Origin of the sequence: Mesorhizobium sp. B1-1-7 (assembly GCF_006442705.1) — a bacterium.
In the GTDB taxonomy this organism is placed as follows: Bacteria; Pseudomonadota; Alphaproteobacteria; order Rhizobiales; family Rhizobiaceae; genus Mesorhizobium; species Mesorhizobium opportunistum.
On sequence record NZ_VFWQ01000019.1, the window covers coordinates 14935 to 34985 of the forward strand.

16 protein-coding genes are annotated in these 20051 nt (G+C 64.7%); 9 read left to right on the forward strand and 7 right to left on the reverse strand.

Annotation, left to right across the window (positions count from 1 at the left end):
• Window positions 1-95 precede the first annotated feature (95 nt).
• From FJ978_RS27060 to FJ978_RS27070, 3 genes are all read left to right on the forward strand, one after another.
• Window positions 96-1100 (forward strand): substrate-binding domain-containing protein, encoded by a 1005-nt coding sequence (locus tag FJ978_RS27060; protein ID WP_013894705.1) that lies wholly within the window; start codon window positions 96-98, stop codon window positions 1098-1100.
• An 87-nt stretch (window positions 1101-1187) separates the two neighbouring features.
• On the forward strand, window positions 1188-1985 hold the full coding sequence (locus FJ978_RS27065) for an ATP-binding cassette domain-containing protein (protein WP_140575534.1): 798 nt from the start codon (window positions 1188-1190) through the stop codon (window positions 1983-1985).
• Window positions 1982-3031, forward strand: a complete 1050-nt coding sequence (locus FJ978_RS27070) for an ABC transporter permease (protein ID WP_140575538.1) — start codon at window positions 1982-1984, stop codon at window positions 3029-3031. Before FJ978_RS27065 ends, FJ978_RS27070 begins: the two co-directional genes overlap by 4 nt.
• 27 nt (window positions 3032-3058) lie before the next feature.
• On the opposite strand, the gene FJ978_RS27075 is transcribed toward FJ978_RS27070, so the two are convergent.
• On the reverse strand, window positions 3059-5758 hold the full coding sequence (locus FJ978_RS27075) for a UvrD-helicase domain-containing protein (RefSeq protein ID WP_140575543.1): 2700 nt from the start codon (window positions 5756-5758) through the stop codon (window positions 3059-3061).
• Window positions 5759-6021: 263 nt separating this feature from the next.
• On the opposite strand from FJ978_RS27075, the gene FJ978_RS27080 reads away from it, so the two are divergent.
• Window positions 6022-8340 carry a glucose/quinate/shikimate family membrane-bound PQQ-dependent dehydrogenase gene (locus tag FJ978_RS27080; protein WP_140575548.1) on the forward strand — a complete coding sequence of 773 codons (2319 nt, stop codon included), beginning with the start codon at window positions 6022-6024 and terminating at the stop codon, window positions 8338-8340.
• Window positions 8341-8366: 26 nt separating this feature from the next.
• Here FJ978_RS27080 and FJ978_RS27085 read toward each other — a convergent pair whose 3' ends face one another.
• Both FJ978_RS27085 and FJ978_RS32885 read right to left on the reverse strand, forming a co-directional pair.
• On the reverse strand, window positions 8367-8804 hold the full coding sequence (locus tag FJ978_RS27085) for a hypothetical protein (protein ID WP_013894711.1): 438 nt from the start codon (window positions 8802-8804) through the stop codon (window positions 8367-8369).
• A 4-nt stretch (window positions 8805-8808) separates the two neighbouring features.
• The gene (locus FJ978_RS32885; protein ID WP_181176847.1) at window positions 8809-8970 is read right to left on the reverse strand and encodes a hypothetical protein; all 162 of its coding nucleotides are present in this window, start codon (window positions 8968-8970) and stop codon (window positions 8809-8811) included.
• 233 nt (window positions 8971-9203) lie between these two features.
• Between FJ978_RS32885 and FJ978_RS27090 the strand changes: the two genes are divergently transcribed.
• Window positions 9204-10091 carry a dienelactone hydrolase family protein gene (locus FJ978_RS27090; RefSeq protein WP_140575553.1) on the forward strand — a complete coding sequence of 296 codons (888 nt, stop codon included), beginning with the start codon at window positions 9204-9206 and terminating at the stop codon, window positions 10089-10091.
• Between the two features lie 56 nt (window positions 10092-10147).
• On the opposite strand, the gene FJ978_RS27095 is transcribed toward FJ978_RS27090, so the two are convergent.
• Entirely contained in the window at window positions 10148-11056 is a 909-nt protein-coding gene (locus tag FJ978_RS27095; RefSeq protein WP_140575557.1) for a DMT family transporter, read from the reverse strand.
• Between the two features lie 89 nt (window positions 11057-11145).
• Between FJ978_RS27095 and FJ978_RS27100 the strand changes: the two genes are divergently transcribed.
• Window positions 11146-11625, forward strand: coding sequence for an Lrp/AsnC family transcriptional regulator (locus tag FJ978_RS27100; protein WP_140575560.1), 480 nt, complete (start codon window positions 11146-11148; stop codon window positions 11623-11625).
• 257 nt (window positions 11626-11882) lie between these two features.
• Here FJ978_RS27100 and FJ978_RS27110 read toward each other — a convergent pair whose 3' ends face one another.
• Both FJ978_RS27110 and FJ978_RS27115 read right to left on the reverse strand, forming a co-directional pair.
• On the reverse strand, window positions 11883-12080 hold the full coding sequence (locus tag FJ978_RS27110) for a hypothetical protein (protein WP_013894716.1): 198 nt from the start codon (window positions 12078-12080) through the stop codon (window positions 11883-11885).
• 244 nt (window positions 12081-12324) lie between these two features.
• On the reverse strand, window positions 12325-12804 hold the full coding sequence (locus tag FJ978_RS27115; RefSeq protein WP_140575563.1) for a thioesterase family protein: 480 nt from the start codon (window positions 12802-12804) through the stop codon (window positions 12325-12327).
• A 102-nt stretch (window positions 12805-12906) separates the two neighbouring features.
• Between FJ978_RS27115 and FJ978_RS27120 the strand changes: the two genes are divergently transcribed.
• Together FJ978_RS27120 and FJ978_RS27125 are read left to right on the forward strand one after the other, a co-directional pair.
• Window positions 12907-14319: an FAD-linked oxidase C-terminal domain-containing protein gene (locus FJ978_RS27120; RefSeq protein ID WP_140575567.1), complete on the forward strand. Its 1413-nt coding sequence runs from the start codon at window positions 12907-12909 to the stop codon at window positions 14317-14319.
• A 161-nt stretch (window positions 14320-14480) separates the two neighbouring features.
• Window positions 14481-14849 (forward strand): avidin/streptavidin family protein, encoded by a 369-nt coding sequence (locus FJ978_RS27125; protein WP_140575571.1) that lies wholly within the window; start codon window positions 14481-14483, stop codon window positions 14847-14849.
• A gap of 52 nt (window positions 14850-14901) precedes the next feature.
• Here FJ978_RS27125 and FJ978_RS27130 read toward each other — a convergent pair whose 3' ends face one another.
• Complete coding sequence (locus FJ978_RS27130; protein ID WP_140575576.1) at window positions 14902-15888, reverse strand: Dyp-type peroxidase; 987 nt, start codon at window positions 15886-15888, stop codon at window positions 14902-14904.
• A 133-nt stretch (window positions 15889-16021) separates the two neighbouring features.
• Here FJ978_RS27130 and FJ978_RS27135 point away from each other — a divergent pair, with 133 nt between their 5' ends.
• Window positions 16022-20017, forward strand: a complete 3996-nt coding sequence (locus tag FJ978_RS27135) for an AsmA-like C-terminal region-containing protein (RefSeq protein ID WP_140575579.1) — start codon at window positions 16022-16024, stop codon at window positions 20015-20017.
• The last annotated feature ends 34 nt before the right edge of the window (window positions 20018-20051 follow it).

Here is a 20051-nt window from a genome sequence, read left to right on the forward strand (position 1 = left end):
GCCGGCGGGAGGAGCCGGCCAGCCAAGTGCGGCGCATTGCCGAAGCAAATGTCGAAAACCCTCGCGCTTGCGAGGACAAAAAGGGAGGAACTTGCATGAGCATCGCCAAAAGAACGACACTTCGCCTGACCGTCGCGGCAGCCGCCACGGCGCTCGCCGCCGCCATCTCGACACTGCCGGCCCACGCGCTCGACGCGCAATGGTGCAAGGACGTCCACATCCGCTTCTTCGTCGGCGGCGCCGAGGGCGACGCTTTCGGCACCATCGTCTACAATGGCGCCAAGCAGGCGGCGGCCGATCTCGGGCCGAAGGTCGATTACATCTTCTCGGGCTGGGACGTCGAAAAGATGGTGCAGCAATTGCGCGAGGCGGTCGCGGTCAAGCCCGGCGGCATCGCCATGATGGGCCATCCCGGTGACGCGGCGATCATGCCGCTGGCCGAACAGGCGCACAAGGATGGCATCAAGATGATGTACCAGAACGTACCGGTGCCGACGGTGACGGCGGCGTTCGGCGGCGGCTATGTCGGCGCCCAGCAGGAACAGCAGGGACGCGCGCTCGGCGCCGAGGCGTTCAAGCTGGCCGGGCTGAAAGCCGGCGACAAGGCGATCATGATCGGCCCGTTCGAGAATGAGAGTCGCGGCGCACGCGAGCGTGGGACAGTCGCCGCCCTGAAAGAGGCCGGCATCGATGTCGTTCAAATCAACTCCGCGACCGAGTGGGCAGCCGATCCGAATCTGGCGATCCCGGTGATCACCGCAGCACTCCTCAACAATCCCGGCGTCAAGGCGGTCGGCTATCCCGGCGGACAGATGCTCGGCAACGTGCCGACCTATATGCAGTCGGCGGGCAGGAAGCCCGGCGACATCTTCAATTTCGGCTTCGACACCAGCCCGCAGATCGTCGAGGCCTTCAAGGGCGGCTGGGTGCAACTGACGGCCGACCAGCAGCCGTTCATGCAGGGCTATCTGCCGATCCTCAGCCTCTGCCAGCAAGTGGTGCTGGGTCTGGCGCCGATGAATGTCGACACCGGCGCCGGCTTCGTCACGCCGCAGAACTACGAGATCGTCTCAGAGCTCGCCAAGCAGGCGTTGCGCTGACCTCCCAAGGCTGCCGGCCGGGTTTAGCCCGGCCGGCAGGACCGCTGGCGACGAGGCCGGCAAGCGACAATGAAAAGCGAGGATCCGATGGCCGAACGCATCATCGAACTGCGCGACATCAAGAAATCCTACGGCCAGGTCTATGCGCTGGGCGGGGTCGATCTCAGCGTCGACCGTGGCGAGGTGGTCGGCCTGATCGGCGACAATGGCGCCGGCAAATCGACGCTGATCAAGATCTTGTCGGGCGTCGTCAGGCCGACCAGCGGCGACATATTGGTGCGCGGCCAGCCGGTGAGCGGATGGAGTGCGGCGCGCTCGCGCGACGCCGGCATCGAGACGGTGTTTCAGGACCGGGCGCTGGCGGTGCAGCAGACCATCGTGCGCAACATCTTCATGGGCCGCGAACTCACCGGCTTCATGGGCTTTCTCAGGGTTAACAAGGAGATCGAGGAGGCGAGCCGGCTGATGCGCGACATCGGCTTCACCTCGAAGGTGTTCACGCCGCACTCGATCGTCGGCCAGCTTTCGGGCGGCGAACGCCAGGGCGTGGCGATCGCGCGCGCCATCTACAAGCAGGCGGAGCTGATCATCCTCGACGAGCCGACGACGGCACTGTCGCTGACCGAGACCGCCAAGGTCTTCCATTTCGTGCGCCAGGTGCGGGCGAGCGGACGATCGATCCTGTTCATCGGCCACAACATCCATCATGTCTTCGACATCGCCGACCGTTTCGTGGTGCTGGACCGCGGCAAGGTGGCGCTGACCACTGACCGCAGCGAGGTCAAGTCGGCCGAGGAGCTCATCAATTTCATGGAAGACGTGGCGCATCCGGGCGGGCTGCCCGGACTGCACGATGGTGGCGAAACGAAGCAGAGAGCGCGATGAGCAAGGCCATGGAACCCGATCTGCAAAGCCCTTTCAGCGGTTCAAGCGGCGATACAGTCGGCAAGGAATGGAGGCATCCGTCCGATCACTGGCTGCGCGGCTTCGTCATCGACAACCGTGCCTCGCTCGGCACGCTCGCCGTGTTCATCGTCATGATGGCGGTGTTCATGATCGCCAACCCGACCGTGTTCACCACCTGGTATCTCTACAGCTCCGTGCTCACCACGCTCCCCGTCGCGCTGTTCGTGGTGGTGCCGCTGGTCTTCGTCGTCACCTGCGGTGAGATCGACCTGTCGTTTCCGGCGACGATGGGTTTTGCCTCGTGGGTGTTCGCGCTGGTGGTGCAGGCCGGCTACGATCCGTTCCTTGGCATTGCGGCGGCACTTGTCACCGGCGTGCTGCTCGGCTTCCTCGTCGGGTCGCTGGTCGTCTATGGCGGGCTGTCGTCGCTGATCGCCACGCTCGGCATGAACTTCCTGCTGCGCGGCCTGATCCAGATCATCAACGAGGGCAGGTCGATGGCGCTGACCGGCCTTGCCGACACCTCGGCCTACAAGATCTTCTCCAGTCAGGTCTACGGCATCCCGGTGCAGATCTTCTGGGCCATCGCCTTCGTCGTGCTCTCGGCAATGCTCTACAACCGCCACCGCTTCGGCGCGCAGGTCAAGGTGGTCGGCGACAATCCCGACAGCGCCAAGCAGATGGGCATCGATGTCAAATGGGTGCGGGTGAAGGTGTTCGTCTTCGTCGGCATAGGTGCCGCGATCGCCGGAACGTTTTCGGTGATGATCAATTTCACCTGGTGGCCGACCGCCGGCGACGGCTACCTGCTGCCGGTGCTGGCCTCGGTATTCGTCGGCGGCACCCCGACCTGGGGCGGCATCGGCACCGTTGCAGGTGGAGCGATCGGCGCGGTGACCGTGTCGTTCATCCAGACCGGCGTCGTGGCGGCGGGCCTAAGCGGCTTCTACGTGCAGTTCTTCAACGGCCTGATCATCATCCTGTCGCTGCTCGGGCATAAGTGGAACCAGGCAAGATATCGGTGAGGGGCGCTGCCGCCGGTTGGGCGCGTCTCACACCGCCGCGACAAACCCGTCCAGCACGCGCTTTTGGCCGGCCTTGTCGAAGTCGATGGTCAGCTTGTTGCCTTCGATGGCCGCAATGTTGCCGTTGCCGAATTTCTGGTGGAAGACGCGGTCGCCGACGCTGAAGGCGGAGGGCGTGTCGGAGACGGATTTGGCGACCAGTTCGCCGTCGATGGTGCGGCCCTTGACCGAGGTGCGGCCGGCGCCGTAGCCACTGTCGGTCTCGCCATAGCCGATGCGCTCGACCTGATGGCCGGAGCGCGTGCCCCAGTTGCGGTCGGTCGCCTCGGTGCGATTGGCCTGCGCGCGCTGCCAGCCCGGCGTCGAATAGGTGTTTGAGAAGGCGCCGGATTTTTCGGTGTTGGCACCGACATTGTCGAAGCGCGAGGCGCCGTAGGGGTTCTGCCTTCCTGCTCCCTGGCCGCCGCCCCGGCCCGCCGCGAACGAGCCGCCGCCATAGGGATTGCCATAGCCGCCGTAGGAATTGCCGGCTTCGGCGATCTCGACATGGGAGTTCGGCAGTTCCTCGAGGAAGCGCGACGGGATGGTCGATTGCCACAGGCCGTGGATGAGGCGGTTAGAGACGAACCAGATATGCAGGTTCTTCTTGGCCCGCGTCAGCCCGACATAGGCCAGCCGCCGCTCTTCCTCCAGCCCTGAACGGCCGCCTTCGTCGAGCGCGCGCTGGTGCGGGAACAGGCCTTCCTCCCAGCCGGGCAGGAAGACGGTCTCGAATTCGAGGCCCTTGGCCGAATGCAGCGTCATGATCGAGACGGCGTCGAGCCCGGCATTCTGCTCGGCATCCATGACAAGCGCGACATGCTCGAGGAAGGAGCGCAGCGACTCGTACTCCTCCATCGAGCGGACCAATTCCTTGAGGTTCTCCAGCCGGCCGGGGGCTTCGGCCGAGCGGTCGTTCTTCCACATGTCGGTGTAGCCGCTCTCTTCGAGAATGGTCTCGGCGAGTTCGGTATGCGGCGTGGTTTCCAGCGCCTTCTGCCAGCGTTCGAAATTGGCGGCGACCTCGCGCAGCGCGGCGCGCGGTTTCGGCTTCAGTTCGTCGCTTTCGGCGAGGTTGGCGGCAGCCTCCAGCATCGGGATGCGCAGCGCGCGCGCCGTGTCGTGGATCTGGCGAATGGTGGCTTCACCCAGCCCGCGCTTGGGCACGTTGACGATGCGCTCGAAGGCGAGGTCGTCGCCGCCATTGGCGACGACGCGGAAGAAGGCCAGTGCGTCGCGGATTTCCATGCGCTCGTAGAAACGCGGACCGCCGATGACGCGGTAGTTGAGGCCGAGCGTGATGAAGCGGTCCTCGAAGGCACGCATCTGGAAAGACGCGCGGACAAGGATCGCCATGTCGTTGAGGTTGTGCTTCTGGCGCTGGTAGGCCTCGATCGTCTCGCCGATGGCGCGGGCTTCCTCCTCGGAATCCCAGGCGGCGTGGACGTTGACTTTGCCGTCCTCGGGATCGTTGCGATCGGTGAACAGCGTCTTGCCGAAGCGGCCCTCATTGTGGGCGATGAGATGGGAGGCCGCACCCAGGATGTGCGCGGTGGAGCGGTAGTTGCGCTCCAGCCTGATGATGGTGGCGCCGGGAAAATCCTTGTCGAAGCGCAGGATGTTGTCCACCTCGGCGCCGCGCCAGCCATAGATCGACTGGTCGTCATCGCCGACGCAGCAGATGTTTACGGTGGCCGGACGCGGATTTCCCTCCCCCTTGAGGGGAGGGTGGCCGGGCGAAGCCCGGTCGGGTGGGGTCCTCGCGGCAGTGCGCGACGCTGCAGCGGTGCCTTCTGCGGCGACCCCCTCCGCCCGCTTCGCGGGCACCTCCCCCTCGAGGGGGGAGGATTGCGGCCGCTGCGCCAAGAGCCGCAGCCACATGTACTGGGCGGTGTTGGTGTCCTGGTATTCGTCGACGAGGATGTATTTGAAGCGCCTGTGATAGTCCTTCAGCACGTCCGGATTGGCGCGGAAGATGCGGATCGGATGGCACAGAAGATCGCCGAAATCGCAGGCGTTCAGCGTCTGCAGGCGTTCTTGATAGGCCTTGTAGAGCTCACGGCCCTTGCCGTTGGCGAAGGCGCGCGCGTCGCCCTCGGCGATGTCGGCCGGACCTTGGCCCTTGTTCTTCCAGCCGTCGATCATCTGGGCGAACTGCTTGGCCGGCCAGCGCTTGTCGTCCAGGCCCTCGGCCTGGATCAGCTGCTTGATCAGCCGCACGACGTCGTCGGTGTCGAGGATGGTAAAGTCGGATCTCAGGCCGGCAAGCTCGGCGTGGCGGCGCAGCAGTTTCACGCCGATCGAGTGGAAGGTGCCGAGCCACGGCATGCCCTCGACATTGCCTTCGCCGATCAGGATGCCGATGCGCTGTTTCATCTCGCGCGCGGCCTTGTTGGTGAAGGTCACCGCGAGGATCTGCGGAGGGAAGGCTTTGCCGGTGGCGAGGATGTGGGCGATGCGGGTGGTCAGCACGCGGGTCTTGCCGGTGCCGGCGCCGGCCAGCACCAGAACCGGGCCTTCGGTGGTTTCCACCGCCAGCCGCTGTTCGGGATTCAAACCCTTGAGATAGTCGGGCGCGTTGTTGTGGCCGCTGCGGGCAGCCATGGCGCGCGCGGCAATGCCCGACGGGGCCGTGGGCCGCGCATTGGGTTCGTCGAAAAAGGGCATGTCTTCGGAAAAGCCGGACATCTTCCCCCCGAATGTAGTGATTCGGGAGGGAAAGACCAGAAGTGTCTACGTTTTGTTCCCGGTAAAGTGGCTTATCCGGCCGCCTAGCCAACGGACGATCGGCCTGCCCAGCGTTTGCAGCAGGGGAGATAGCCCCTATCACGCCGCATGGCTCAAGCTTGACAGGCGGGGCGGGCGGAGGAAAGTTGTGTTCCGGGCGTGAACGCAATGCCGGGTTGCCCATGGCCGCGCCACGCAGCGCGAACAGTCGAAGGAGTATCATCTTGGCTGTCACCATCACCTCCCTCGTTCTTTTTCTGCTTGGCCTGGCGCTTGGCGCCGGCGGCATCTGGTTGGCTTCGCTGGGCGGCAGTTGGTACTACATCATCGCCGGTCTCGCCTTCCTGATCGCCGCCTGGCTGCTCTACCGGCGCCGCTCCACGGCACTGTGGCTCTATGCGGCGATCGTGATCGGCACGCTGGCCTGGGCGGTCTGGGAAATCGGCTTCGACTGGTGGGAACTCGGCCCGCGCGGCGGCATCATCGTGCTGGTGGCGCTGTGGCTGCTGACGCCCTGGGCGAGGCGGGGGCTTGCCGGTCCCGACGGGCGCGCACCGCTGATCCTGGCGGTGCTGGCGTCGCTGGCGGTGGCCGGCTATTCGATGACCACGGACCCCAAGGACATCGCCGGCGCGCTCGACACCGATAAGGTGACCCCCAACGCCAATCTTGGCGGCGATGTGCCGGCCGGCGAGTGGCACTATTACGGCCGCACGCAATTCGGCCAGCGCTATTCCCCGCTCGACCAGATCACGCCGGACAATGTCGCCAACCTGAAGCCAGCCTGGACCTACCGGACCGGCGACGTAAAGGGGCCTGACGATGTTGGCGAGACCACCTATCAGGTCACGCCGCTGAAAGTCGGCGACACGCTCTACATCTGCACGCCGCACAATTTCGCCATCGCGGTCGATGCGGCGACCGGCAAGGAAAAATGGCGCTACGATCCCAAGATTAAGCTCGACAAGGATCGCCAGCACCAGACCTGCCGTGGCGTATCCTATTATGCCGATGCCGCCGGTTCCGCTGGCCAGCCTTGCGCGACCCGCGTATACCTGCCGACCTCCGACGCGCGGCTGATCGCGCTCGACGCCGCCAACGGGCAGGTCTGCCCCGCCTTCGCCGAGGGCGGCACGCTCAACCTTCTGACCGGGATGCCGTACCCGAAGTCGGGCTATTATTACTCGACTTCGGCGCCGCTGATCGCGGGCGGCAAGATCATCGTCGGCGGCGCGGTCAACGACAATTATTCGACGCAGGAGCCGTCCGGCGTCATCCGCGCCTATGATGCCGCCACCGGCAAACTGCTGTGGAACTGGGATTCCGGCAATCCGGACCAGACGACGCCGCTGGCGCCCGGCCAGACCTACACCGCCAACTCGCCCAACATGTGGTCGACGCCGAGCGCCGACGAGAAGCTCGGCCTGCTCTATGTGCCGCTCGGCAACCAGACGCCGGACCAACTCGGCATGGGCCGCAGCGACAATGTCGAGAAGTTCTCCTCCTCGATCACCGCGCTCGACCTCAACACCGGACAGTTGAAATGGGTGCGGCAGACCGTGCATCACGACCTGTGGGACATGGACGTGCCGGCGCAGCCGACCCTGATCGACATCACCAAGGCCGACGGCTCGATCGTGCCGGCGCTGGTCGGGCCGACCAAGCAGGGCGATCTCTATGTGCTCGACCGGCGCAGCGGCGAGCCGGTGATCGCGGTCAAGGAAGTGCCGGCGCCAGGCGGCGCCATCGAAGGCGACCACACATCGCCGACCCAGCCGGCGTCGGACCTCTCCTTCAACCCGAAGCCGCTGACCGATGCCGACATGTGGGGCATCACCATGTTCGACCAGCTGGCGTGCCGGATCGCTTTCCACAAATTGCGCTATGAAGGCCGCTACACGCCGCCCTCGCTGCAGGGATCGCTGGTCTATCCCGGCAATTTCGGCACCTTCAACTGGGGTGGCGTCGCGGTCGATCCGGTGCGGCAGGTGATGTTCGGCATGCCGACCTATCTCGCCTTCACGTCGAGACTTGTTCCGCGCGCGGACGTGCCGGCGCCGGGCGACGACACCAAGGGCAGCGAGCAGGGGCTGAACCGCAATGACGGCGCTTCCTATGCGGTGGTGATGGGACCGTTCCTGTCGCCGCTCGGCATTCCCTGCCAGGCGCCGCCCTGGGGCTATGTCGCCGGCGTCGATCTCAGGACCGGCGCGATCGCCTACAAGCACCGCAACGGCACCGTCTACGACATGACGCCGTTGCCGCTGCCGCTGAAGGTCGGGGTGCCTGGCATTGGCGGGCCGATGATCACCGCCGGCGGCGTCGCCTTCCTGGGTGCCGCGGTGGACGATTATCTGCGCGCCTATGATTTGACATCGGGCAAGCAGCTCTGGCAGGCACGGCTGCCGGCGGGCGGCCAATCGACGCCGATGACCTATACGGTGGCGGACGGGCGCCAGTTCGTGGTCATCGTCGCCGGCGGCCACGGCTCGGTCGGCACCAAGCCCGGGGATTACGTGATGGCCTACGCGCTGCCGAAGTAGAGGCGGGCTGCACCAAATCGTTGGTGCTAGCCGAGCCCCAAATGGCCCTTCAGGCTGGGCACCGAGCCGAGCACCTGATTGGTCAAATCGGGGCCAGCGGCGGCTTCGGCCTGCTGGACCAGCGTTTCGCCGGCCTTCTGGATTTGCGCCATGTCGAGGCCGGATGCCTTGAGCGCGGCGAGGCCGTTGACCAGCGCGCCGGCCTTTTCGCCGAGGACGCCGCCAAGCGCGCCCTGCAGCGACGACAGGAAGCCGCCACCGCCGCCGGCAGGCGCGGCGGCCATGACGTCATATTTCTGCGCCAGTGCATCGGCGCCCGGGATCTTGGCGAAGAATGACGAGGCGCTGGTGCCTTCCGCCTCATGCTCGAGCACCGAGAAAATGGTGCCGACGACTTTTTCCGTCGTTGCCTGGTCGAGACCCGCCTTCTGCGAAACGGTGTTCACGATGTCCTGTACGTCCATGACTTCACCTCAACCTTGGGTTTTTCGTGTTTGCCGGATAGCGCTGGCTGCGAACCTTGACCATGGACTTCTTGACCATCGACTTGTGGCTCGCCACGACAATTGTCGCGCGCATCGCCAGTATGGCGGCGGCGGCAATCATGAAGGCGGTTGCAAGGGTCGGCATGATCATCGTTTCCTCCAGGCCGCGCCATCGGGCGGCCGATCAGCCAGTTTCCCCTACTATTGTGGCAGCGCCACCAAGATTGTCGATGATGACAAAAACGTGATGAGAGATGAGATCCGTCGTCTGGGCGCCGATCGCTGGGCGGACCGATGTCACTGTCCCGTGACTGGACGATGAGAGGCTGGCCCCTATCTTGCGGACGGCAGGGACAGTCCAGCCCGGAGGAGTGCGCCATGACCGACGTCACCACCACACCCGTGATCACCCAGGCGATGATCGACGCCTATGACGAATACACGCATCTGACGCTCGACCGCCGCCGCTTCATGGAACAACTGAGCAGGCTTGCCGGGTCGGGTGCGGCGGCGGCCGCGATCGCGCCGCTTTTGGCCGCGAACTCCGCCCAGGCGGCGATCGTTGCCGAAAATGATGCCCGCGTGAAAGGCGAGGACATCACCTATCCCGGCAGCGGCGGCGAGATGAAGGGCTATCTGGTCAGACCGGCAAACCAGACAGGCAAGGTCGGCACCGTCATCGTCATCCATGAAAACAGGGGGCTCAACCCGCATATCCGCGACGTTGCCCGGCGCGTGGCGCTGGAAGGGTTCGTGGCGCTGGCGCCCGATTTCCTGTCGCCGCTCGGCGGCACGCCCGCCGACGAGGACAAGGCGCGCGACATGTTCACCACGCTCGACCCGGCACAGACCGTCGCCAACGGCGTTGCCACCGTCGCCTTCCTCAAGGCCGACAAGGACGGCAACGGCAAGGTCGGCGCCATCGGCTTCTGCTGGGGCGGCGGCACCGCCAACATGCTGGCCGTCAATGCCCCCGACCTTGCCGCCAGCGTCGCCTATTACGGCATGCAGCCGAAGGCCGCGGACGTGTCGAAGATCAAGGCGGCATTGCTGCTGCACTATGCCGGGCTCGACGATCGCACCAATGCCGGCATCGACGCTTTCAAGAAGGAACTCGATGCCGCGCATGTCGAATACACTGTTTATGTCTATGAAGGCGCCAACCATGCCTTCAACAACGACACTTCGGCGGCGCGCTACGACAAGAAGGCTGCCGATCTCGCCTGGGGCCGGACGATCGCCTTTCTGAAGGAGAAACTGGCCTGAAGCAAAAACTGGCCTGAAGCAAAAACTGGCCTCAAGCAAAAACTGGCATTGGGCGTCTAATCCGTCCTCGCCGGCTTGTGGAAGGCGACGCCGGCGACCACCAGCGCGATGCCAACACAATCGCTGAAGCCGGGTATCTGGCGCAGCACGATGACGCCGATCAGCGTTGCCGTGACCGGGAGCAGCGACAGCATCAGCGCAAAGCTCGAACGCGGCAGCTGCGACATGGCGAGCTGATCGCAGATGTAGGGAATGACCGAGGAACAGATGCCGACGCCGATGGCGGCGATGAGCAGCAGCGGCGAGAAGAAGGCGGGCAGCGCGTCGGTAAAGCCGATCGGAAGCACGACCAAGAAGGCGACTGCCATGGCTGCTCCCAGGCCCGCTATGCCGTCACCGGCGCCGGCGCGGGCGACGCGGTGGCCGAGCACGATGTAGCCGACAAAGAGCGCGCCATTGAGGAAGGCCCAGAACAGCCCGAGCGGATCGCTGGACCACTTCACGTCGATCAGCAGCAAGGTGCCGGTAACGGCTGTCGTCAGGGCGGCCAGGTTGCGGACGCTCCTGAGGCCGACCAGCGCGACGCCGATGGTGCCGACGAATTCGATCGCCGCCACCAGCGAGATCGGCAACCGGTCGAGCGCCAGGTAGAACGCGCAGTTCATCACCGCCAGGCAAGCGCCGAAGGCCAGCAACAGCAGCCGCGCCGGGGGATCGGCGCGGGCGAAGGTCCGCCACGGGCGCGTCAGCGGCGCGAAGACCAGCGCGGCGGTGGCGATGCGCAGCCACGCCATGCCGAGCACGCCGACATGCGGGAAAAGCAGCACCGCGAAAGCCGGGCCGAGATAGTGGAAGACGGCGCTGACGCCGAACCAGACATGCGGCGGAAGTTTTGCCGCCATGTGGTCGAGCACGGGGCCGCCGGGCGCAGGGGTTGCGGGGTGGGCTTGCGATCGATCGTTCATTGGATCACTATCGCAGGCGATTTTTCGATTTTATATGGATGATGATCGGGCTATTTTGCCATCTCCTTTCTGGAGGCAAGGAGTTTTTAGTGAAACGCCTTCGAACTGAAAATGTCGATCTCGACGCCGCTGATATGAAGATCCTGCGCCTGCTGGAAAAGGATGCCCGCGCCAGCACGGCGGAGCTGGCGCGTTCGGTCGGGCTGTCGGCGCCAAGCGTCGCCGAGCGCATCAAGCGGCTGCAGGAGAACGGTGTCATCGAAGCCTACAGCGTCAAGATCAACCCGGCGGCGCTCGGCCTCAAGCTGTCGGCGTGGCTGCGCATCCGCCCGGTACCGGGGCAACTGTCCGTCGTGGCCGACATCATCCGCGAGCTGCCGGAGATCGCGCAATGCGACCGGGTGACCGGCGAGGACTGTTTCATTGCGCTCGCGCATGTCGGCTCGGTAACGGAGCTCGAACGGGTGATCGACCGGATCATCCCCTACGCGATGACCAACACGGCCATCATCCAGTCGTCGCCGGTGGTGGCGCGCTCGCCGCTGGCTGCGATCAAAAGATCGGCGTAGACCGGGGCGCAATTCGAGATGCTTGTTGATGGGTTGCGCCGCCCCTCATCTGCCTGCCGGCATCTTCTTCCCGTATAGTGACGGGGAGAAGGGGCTGGCCGCAATGTCGGCGCTTGTTCTGCAATGCTGGTGATTGGCGAAGCTGCCGGTGACAGCGTCCTTCTCCCCGTCACTATACGGGGAGAAGTGCCCGGCAGGGCGATGAGGGGCAGCACTGACCTATCGAAAATGGTAGCCGGGATGCCTACCCATCGGTGCTAAGCATGCCCGCGCTTCAGGCGGGCGCGCTTCAGAATGCTGCGCCAGCGGATCATGTCGAACGGGATCGGCTCGTTGTTGTTGGCGATATGGAAGATCTCGTTGTCGACGTTCTTGAGCGAACGCCAGAAATCATAGTCGGTGATGCGCGGATCGGCGGCCAGCCTGTCCACCTCGACCTTGATGTCGGTTTTCATGCACGTTCCTCGAACCGGCTCCGCCCGCCGCCCGTATAACAACCCGTGCGGACCTTTTCTGCCGCTCCGCTGAGTCGTTCAACGGCCCAATTGGCTTGTTCCCGTTAAAACCTCGGTAAGGTTAACGCCGTGGCGAGGCTGCTTCAAGAACCGGCGCCAGCCGATTTGCAGGTTCTTCCATTTTGAGCTGCCGGTGTGGCTTTGATGCCCAATTCGCTGGACGCGGTGACAGTGTCAGCTCGCCCTATTTGCGCTTGATCCCGATCGAGCGGCCGGCACGCTCCGGCATCGGCAGCACCGAATGCGCGGCGCGCATGGCTTCGACCTTGGCCAGCACATCGGCGGGGAAGGGCGCGACCTTCGGCCCCGACATGTCGACATGCAGCGACAAGGTTTCGGAGGTGGCGGCGAGCCAGCCGTCGACATGGCGGATTTCCTGATAGGCCCTGAGCCGCTTCTCGTCATGATCGATCAGCTGGAAGGAGACCTGGACCTTGTGCTCCAGATGCAGCTCCTGCACGTAGCAGACATGGACTTCGGCGGTGTAGATGGTGAGCCGCCGGTCTTTCACATAGTCCAGCCCCATGCCCATCGCCTCGAAGGCCTCGTCCGAGCAGCGGTCGAACAGCACGTTGTAGTAGGCCATGTTGAGATGGCCGTTGTAGTCGATCCAGTCTTTTTCGATGTCCATGGGCCTGGAGACGAAGGGGGCTGGGATGGACATGGAAACTTCCTTGTTCTGGCGCTGGACAGAGCGTGGCTACGGAGACTACGCATCCATAATCGCATAACAAGCGTGGACACTGGTCCATTCGCGGAGGAATTCATGGCTCTGAGCGACCTCAATCCCGTCGAACGCAACGAGGAAGGCATCGCGGCGGTGCTCGGCATCCTCAAGCAGCGGCTCGGCGAGCGCTTCCAGACCGGCGAGGCCATCCGCTCGCAGCACGCGCACACCACCACCTATCTCCCGACGCAGGCGCCGGACGGCGTCGCTTTTCCGGAGACGGCGGCCGAAGTGCAGGAGATCGTACGGGCCTGTGCCGCCCACCGCGTGCCGGTGATCGCCTTCGGCGTCGGTTCGTCGCTGGAGGGCCACACCAATGCACCGGGCGGCGGCATCTCGGTCGATACGTCGCGCATGAACCGCATTCTTGCGGTCAATCCGCAGGATCTCGACTGCACGGTCGAGCCCGGGGTGACGCGCGAGGATCTCAACCGGCATCTGCGCGACACCGGCCTGTTCTTTCCGATCGATCCGGGCGCCAATGCCTCGCTCGGCGGCATGGCCGCGACGCGGGCGTCCGGCACCAACGCCGTGCGCTATGGCACGATGCGCGAGAACGTGCTGTCGCTGACCGCCGTCATGGCCGACGGCGAGACGGTGACCACGGGCAAAAGAGCGAAGAAGAGTTCTGCCGGCTATGATTTGACGCGGCTCTTGGTCGGCTCGGAAGGCACGCTCGGCATCATCACCTCTCTGACTTTGAAGCTGCAAGGCATTCCGCAGGCGATCTCGGGCGGCGTCTGCCCGTTTCCGAGCGTCGAGTCGGCCTGCAACGCCGTCATCGCGACCATCCAGATGGGCATTCCGGTGGCGCGCATCGAACTGGTCAATGCACTGCAGATGCGGGCGATGAAGATTTATTCGAAGCTCGATTATCCGGAAAGCCCGTGTCTGTTCGTCGAATTCCACGGCAGCGATGCCGGCGTCGCGGAGCAGGCCGAAACCTTCGGCATGATCGCGGAGGAAAATGGCGGCGGACCCTTCCTGTGGACCAGCGTCGCCGAGGAGCGGACGAAACTGTGGAAAGCGAGGCACGACGCCTACTGGTCGTCGCTCACATTGCGGCCGGGCGCCAAGGGGCTGTCGACCGATGTCTGCGTGCCGATCTCGCGCTTTGCCGAATGTGTTACCGAAACGGAAGCCGACATCGCCGAGATGGGGCTGATCGCGCCGATTGTCGGCCATGCCGGCGACGGCAATTTCCACGTGCTGGTGCTGATGGATGTGAACGACCCCAAGGAGATCGCGCTGTCGGAGAAATTCGTCGCGCGGCTCAACATGCGGGCCATCGCCATGGATGGCACCTGCACCGGCGAACATGGCATCGGCCAGGGCAAGATCGGCTTCCTGCGCCACGAACTCGGCCACGGCGTGGACATTATGCGCACCATCAAGCAGGCGCTTGATCCGCAAAACATCATGAATCCGGGCAAGATATTGCCGCGAGACTAGCCAGTCCTTCGACGCAAGGTTCGCATGCGGCTTTGTCTTTGACCGAACCACGCTTCGAGTCGAGATCGGGCGCACAGTGGAACCGCCTGCACCTTCGGAACCGATTCCCGGTTTTCCCGTTGCGGCAACCAACGGATATCGTCAAAGCGGAGCGGCCTCCCATGAAATGGAAAGGCGTCTGGAAGAATCAATACGGGTCCATTGTCGAGATCACCGATGATGCGGACAACCGTATATCGGGATCGTTTCGAACCGCGCTGCCGGATAGCGGATTCCATGGCCAGGAAATTCCGATTTTGGGCGTCCACCGCGGCGACTGCATCAGTTTTGCCGGCGGCGGGAAAACGCCGGTTGGGGATGCGGTCGTTTCCTACACCGGCCTCCTTCGGGAGGGAAAAATGGAGACGTTGTGGTTTGTCGTCTCGGATGCGGCGATAATGGCCAGCGGCGAGGGCCAACCCGCGAAAATCGAAAAACTGAATTGGTGGCGTTCGATGTCGACCAGCGCGGACACGTTCCAAAGAAGCTAGTCCCGATGGCAGGGGCAGCCATTTGGCCCCGCTGGTCGCCGAATCCGGAGCGTTACCGTGCGGCCGCAGGCTGCTCCTGCGCGCCCTGGACAAGGGCCTGCAGCATGGGTCGTGTCGGGGCGAAGAAGGTCGTGCCAGTGTGTGGTGTGGAGACATCGAGCAACCGGTCGTAGGCGCCCGGCGGGTCGCCGAGATACATGCGCTGCAGCATCTTTTCGGTGACCCAGAGATACCGGGAATAGCCGATGAAGTAGGTGCCGAACTCGTTCTGCCCCGGCCTGCCGAACGGCATGTTGTCGCGCAATATATCGTACTCGTTGCCGTCGGCATCCTCGATGGTGGCCAGCGACTTGTGGGACTTGCGCGGCGCGTCGTCATCGTCGATTTCGATGTTGTCGATCTTGGTGCGGCCGATGATCGCCTCCTGCTCGGGCGTTGGAATGCGCGCCCAGGCCTGGAGATCGTGCAGGTATTTCTGGACGACGACATAGCTGCCGCCGGCAAAGCCGGCATCCTCGTCGCCGACCAGTGCCGAGGCGGGCAGGTCGAGGCCGGTAGGGTTGGCCGTGCCGTCGACGAAACCGAGCAGGTCGCGGGCGTCGAAATAGCGAAAGCCCGTGACTTCGTCGACGACGGTCACACCAGGGCCAAGCCTGTCGAGCAGGATACGCTCGAACTCGAAGCACATGTCTGATCGTTCGGCACGGATGTGGAAGAGCAGGTCGCCCGGTGTCGACGGGGCCGAATGGACTGCTCCCTTGATCGGCGCGAACGGTTTCAGCTCCAGCGGCCGCCGGCCGGCGCTGAGGCGGTCCCAGAGAGCGCGGCCAATGCCGGCGATGCAGGACAGGCGGCCGCCAAGGTCGCGGAACCCGACATTCTTGACCAGGTCGTCAAGGTCGCCGAGCGCGGAACAAACCCTGGCGAGAGCCGGCTGTTCATCGGCGACGGTGACGACCAGAAAAATCGCCGACTGCGAAAGCGGGGCATCGACGCTCTGCGCGTCGATCGGCACGCGGTCCCAGTTCTTGCCCGACATCCGAGAATCTCCGTATTTTCCGGGATTTGTTTCAGATCGCCCGACAGGACGCAACACTCGAAGAATTGCCTCTTTATCGACACGCGGATGCGGGTAGAGTGCGGCGGAAATTCAATCAACCTGTTCGGAGCTGATGCTCGCACGCCTGTTCGTGATCTTCGGTGGCCTGTTCGTGCTGGTGCTGTGTGCGGCGCTGGTGGTGCCGTATTTTATCGACTGGACCGGCTACCGCGCCGATTTCGAACGTGAGGCGAGCGCCATCCTCGGCCGCAAGGTGATCGTGCAGGGCGACGCCACGGCAAGGCTGTTGCCGTTTCCTTCGGTGACCTTCTCCAACGTCGCCGTCGCCGGTGGCCCCAATGGTCAGCCGGCCATGACCGTCGAGACGTTTTCGATGGATGCCGAACTCGCGCCCTTCCTGCGCGGCGAGGTGCTGATCTTCGACATGCGGCTGGTGCGGCCGAAGGCGACCATCGACATCGCCAGGGATGGCACGGTCGACTGGGCCATGCGCCCGTCCTCGCCCTTCAACCCCAGCCAGATCTCGATCGAGAAGCTGACGGTGACCGAAGGGCAGATCGAGTTGCGCCATGCCGCCGGCGGGCGCAGTCACATCTTTTCCGAGATCAATTCGACCATTTCGGCCGAGTCGCTGGCCGGTCCGTGGCGCCTGGACGGCACGTTGCGGCTGGACGGGTTGCGCACCACGGTCGCTGCGTCGACCGGCAAGGCCGAACCCTCCGGGCAAATGCGCATTCGCCTGAAGGCCGACCCCGATGCCTATCCGCTGGTGATCGAAACGGACGGCAATGCGGGCATCGTCAACGGCGCCGCCGTCTACTCAGGCCAGTTCAAGATTGCTGCCTCCGACAAGAATGGAGCCGACAAGAACAGCGCCGAGCTGCGCGGCAACGATGGCGAAACGGTGAAAGTCTCGACCGGCAAGCCCGATCCGGGTTTTCGGCTGAATGGCAAATTCTCGCTCGACCACCAGAAGCTCGGCGTCGACGAATTCCGTTTCGAGACGGGGCCGCTGGACAATCCCTACACCGCCGACGGCAAGGCCTCGGTCGACCTCGGCCAGAAGCCGAGCTTCGCCATTGAGGCCAATGGCGCGCAGGTGCAGTTCGACGAGGCCGTGGGCGCTCAGGCCGGCACCGGCCTGACGCTCGACCAGCGCATTGCCGGGCTGGAGCAGGCGCTGCTCGATCTGCCGAAGCCGACCATTCCCGGCACGGTCGAGGTCAAGCTGCCGGCGGTGGTCGCCGGGGACACGACGGTGCGCGATGTGCATCTTTCCGCCGAGCCGGTCGAAGATGGCTGGAAGATAAAGTCGCTTGCCGCGACACTGCCGGGCCGCACCACGCTGGAAGCCGATGGCATGCTGGTGCTCAACGTGCAGAGCCATTTCGGCTTCACCGGCTCGTTGCTGCTTGCTGTGGCGCAACCCTCGGGCTTCGCCGCCTGGCTGTCCAAGGATGTCGACGAGGCGATCCGCCGCCTGCCTGCCGCCGGCTTCAAGGCCAAGGTCGATCTCTCGGAAAACCATCAATCCTTCAGCGACCTCGAACTGATCCTGGGCAAGGCGAAGTTTTCCGGACGCATCGATTCCAGCCAGCCCGACGACGCCAGGCCCTCGGTGCTGATGCGGCTCGATGGCGGCGAGCTCGATGTCGACGGGCTGGCGGCGTTCGCCTCGATCTTCGTCAGCGACAAGGGCACCAACCGCTTCGCCGACCGCGATCTCGATTTCCAGATCAAGGCCGGGCCGGTCAGCGCCGGCGGGCTGACCGCCGACACAGTCGACACGGCGCTGAGGCTGCGCGAGGGCTTGCTCGAAATCGACCGGCTGTCGGTGGGCGGGCTGGCCGGCGCCTCGATCAGCACCACGGGCCGGATCAAGGATTTCCCGGCGAGCCCGACCGGCAAGCTGGACGCTTCCGTGGTCGCCGTCGATCTGAAGCCGCTGATCGACGTCGCCGCGCAGCATTACCCGGACAGCACAGTGCTGAAGGGCCTGGCAAGCCGTGCGGCCGCCTATCCCGACCTGTTCCAGGATGCCCGCGTCGACCTCGTGGCGAGTGCCGCCGACAATGGCGATGGCACGACGGGCCTGGCGGTGAGCGGGCAGGGCAAGGCCGGCGGCTCGGCGTTTTCGGCCTCGCTGTCGGGGAAGGGGGCGATGGACGATCTTCTCGACGCGCCGGTAACGCTGACCTTCAACGCCAAAAATCCCGACGCCACCGCTCTCCTGGCGCTTTACGGCCTGCCGGCGCTGCCGCTCGGCATGCTGGGCGAAGCCAGCACCGATATCCAGGCCAAAGGCACGCTCAGTGGCGGCCTGGCGACAAATTTCAGCCTCACCGGCAACGACTTCAAGGCCGGCTTCGAGGGAACCGTGGCGGACACGCCGCAAGGGCCCACCGCCAAGGGCAAGCTCAGCCTCGACGCCGCCGACATCGAACCCTGGCTGATGACATCGGGCATCGGCCTGCCGGGCATGGGCGCCGGCATGTCGGCATCGCTCGCGGCGCAGGGCGACTACGGCAACGGCCTGCTGGTGCTCGACAATCTCAGCGGCGCCATCAACGAGGCTGCGGTGTCCGGCGACGTCAATGTCGATGTCAAGGACGGCGTGCCGCATCTGGCCGGCGCGCTGGCACTCGACGAACTCGACCTCGATCCGATGGCGGTGGCGCTGTTCGGCGATTCCGCCTTTCTTGCTGACAAGGGCGGGGCTGACAAGAGCGGGGCCGACGACAAGCGCGGCGCCTGGCCGGATGCGCCCTTCAGCCAGAAATCCAGCCTGCCGTTCACCGCCGACCTCGACCTGACGACAGCGGCACTCGCCGCCGGCTCGTTCGCCACCGCTTACGACGCTGGCTTTTCGCTCAAGCTCGACGAGGAAGGCATCCGCGTTTCCGATCTCAAGGCCAAGCTCCTGGGCGGGGTGCTGACCGGCCTGTTCGAATTGAAGAACAATGACGGCACCGGGCTTTTCAGCGGCCAGATGAAACTGGCCGGATCCGATTTGGGGACCGTGCTGCCGGATGCCGGCATCAGCGGCAAAAGCGATTTCTCGGCGGCGCTGTCGACCAGCGGCAAGTCGGTCGATGCGATGGTCGCCGCTTTGTCGGGTTCCGGCACGGCGACGCTCAAGGGGTTGCAGATCGCCGGCGTCAATCCCGATGCGTTCAGCGCTTTGCTTGCCAAGGCCGATGCGATCGGGCGTGACATCGACGCGGCCAAGACCGCCGGCTTCGCGCCTGACATCGCCGCCGACGGCAGCTTTGCCGCTGGGGATGCCGAGATTGCTTTCACGGTTGCCGGCGGCACGCTGCGGGCGCCGCCGATCAGTTTTGAAAATCCGGCGGCGACCCTGTCCGCCGATATCACGGCCGATCTCAACGCCAGCACGGTGTCGGCCAAGGGCGCGATCACCTACAAGCCCGGCGACGAGGCCCTGGTCGGTTCCGAGCCGGTCATGAATTTCACCGCCGAAGGCCCGCTCGGCGCCATCAAACGGCAGTTCGACAGCGAGCCGCTGGCGCAGTTCCTGACCCAGCGGGCGCTGGAAAGGGAGCAGCAGCGCGTCGAGGCGATGCAGGCGGCGCTGCTGGAGAAACAGCGGCTGCGGCGCGAGGTGCGCTACTACGCTGCACTCCAGGATGCGCGCGACAAGGCCGCCGAGGAACTTCGCCAACAGGAGGAAGCGGCGCGGCTGAAGGCCGAGGCGGACGCCAAGGCGAAAGCGGAGGCCGACGCCAAGGCCCAGGCTGAAGCGGATGCCAAAGCTGAAGCGGATGCGAAGGCGAAAGCCGACGCCGAAGCGAAAGCCAAGGCGGATGCCGACGCCAAGGCAAAGGCGGATGCCGACGCCAAGGCCGCGGCTGAGCAGCAGGCCGCCGACGAGGCGGCCAAGGCCCAGGCGGAGCAGGAGCGCCAGAAGGTGGAAGAGGCAAAGCGCATCGCCTCGCAGGAAAAGGCAAGGCAGGAGGCCGAACGGAAAGCCGCCGAACCGGCGCCCAAAGTCGATCGGGCGCCACAGCCGCAGGCCAACGACAATCCGCCGGCGAAACCAAAGGCCAATCCGTTCACGATCGACAATCTGTTGAAGTCGTTGGAGTAGGGCAGTAGGGCAGTAGGGCAGTAGGGCAGTAGGG

Coding starts and splice junctions, on each gene's coding strand:
- FJ978_RS27125 (WP_140575571.1), top strand. CDS start 14,481: ATGAAATGGAAAGGCGTCTGGAAGAATCAATACGGGTCCATTGTCGAG.
- FJ978_RS27110 (WP_013894716.1), bottom strand. CDS start 12,080: ATGAAAACCGACATCAAGGTCGAGGTGGACAGGCTGGCCGCCGATCCG.
- FJ978_RS27065 (WP_140575534.1), top strand. CDS start 1,188: ATGGCCGAACGCATCATCGAACTGCGCGACATCAAGAAATCCTACGGC.
- FJ978_RS27070 (WP_140575538.1), top strand. CDS start 1,982: ATGAGCAAGGCCATGGAACCCGATCTGCAAAGCCCTTTCAGCGGTTCA.
- FJ978_RS27085 (WP_013894711.1), bottom strand. CDS start 8,804: ATGGACGTACAGGACATCGTGAACACCGTTTCGCAGAAGGCGGGTCTC.
- FJ978_RS27130 (WP_140575576.1), bottom strand. CDS start 15,888: ATGTCGGGCAAGAACTGGGACCGCGTGCCGATCGACGCGCAGAGCGTC.
- FJ978_RS27060 (WP_013894705.1), top strand. CDS start 96: ATGAGCATCGCCAAAAGAACGACACTTCGCCTGACCGTCGCGGCAGCC.
- FJ978_RS27120 (WP_140575567.1), top strand. CDS start 12,907: ATGGCTCTGAGCGACCTCAATCCCGTCGAACGCAACGAGGAAGGCATC.
- FJ978_RS27135 (WP_140575579.1), top strand. CDS start 16,022: ATGCTCGCACGCCTGTTCGTGATCTTCGGTGGCCTGTTCGTGCTGGTG.
- FJ978_RS27115 (WP_140575563.1), bottom strand. CDS start 12,804: ATGTCCATCCCAGCCCCCTTCGTCTCCAGGCCCATGGACATCGAAAAA.
- FJ978_RS27075 (WP_140575543.1), bottom strand. CDS start 5,758: ATGTCCGGCTTTTCCGAAGACATGCCCTTTTTCGACGAACCCAATGCG.
- FJ978_RS27090 (WP_140575553.1), top strand. CDS start 9,204: ATGACCGACGTCACCACCACACCCGTGATCACCCAGGCGATGATCGAC.
- FJ978_RS27095 (WP_140575557.1), bottom strand. CDS start 11,056: ATGAACGATCGATCGCAAGCCCACCCCGCAACCCCTGCGCCCGGCGGC.
- FJ978_RS32885 (WP_181176847.1), bottom strand. CDS start 8,970: ATGCCGACCCTTGCAACCGCCTTCATGATTGCCGCCGCCGCCATACTG.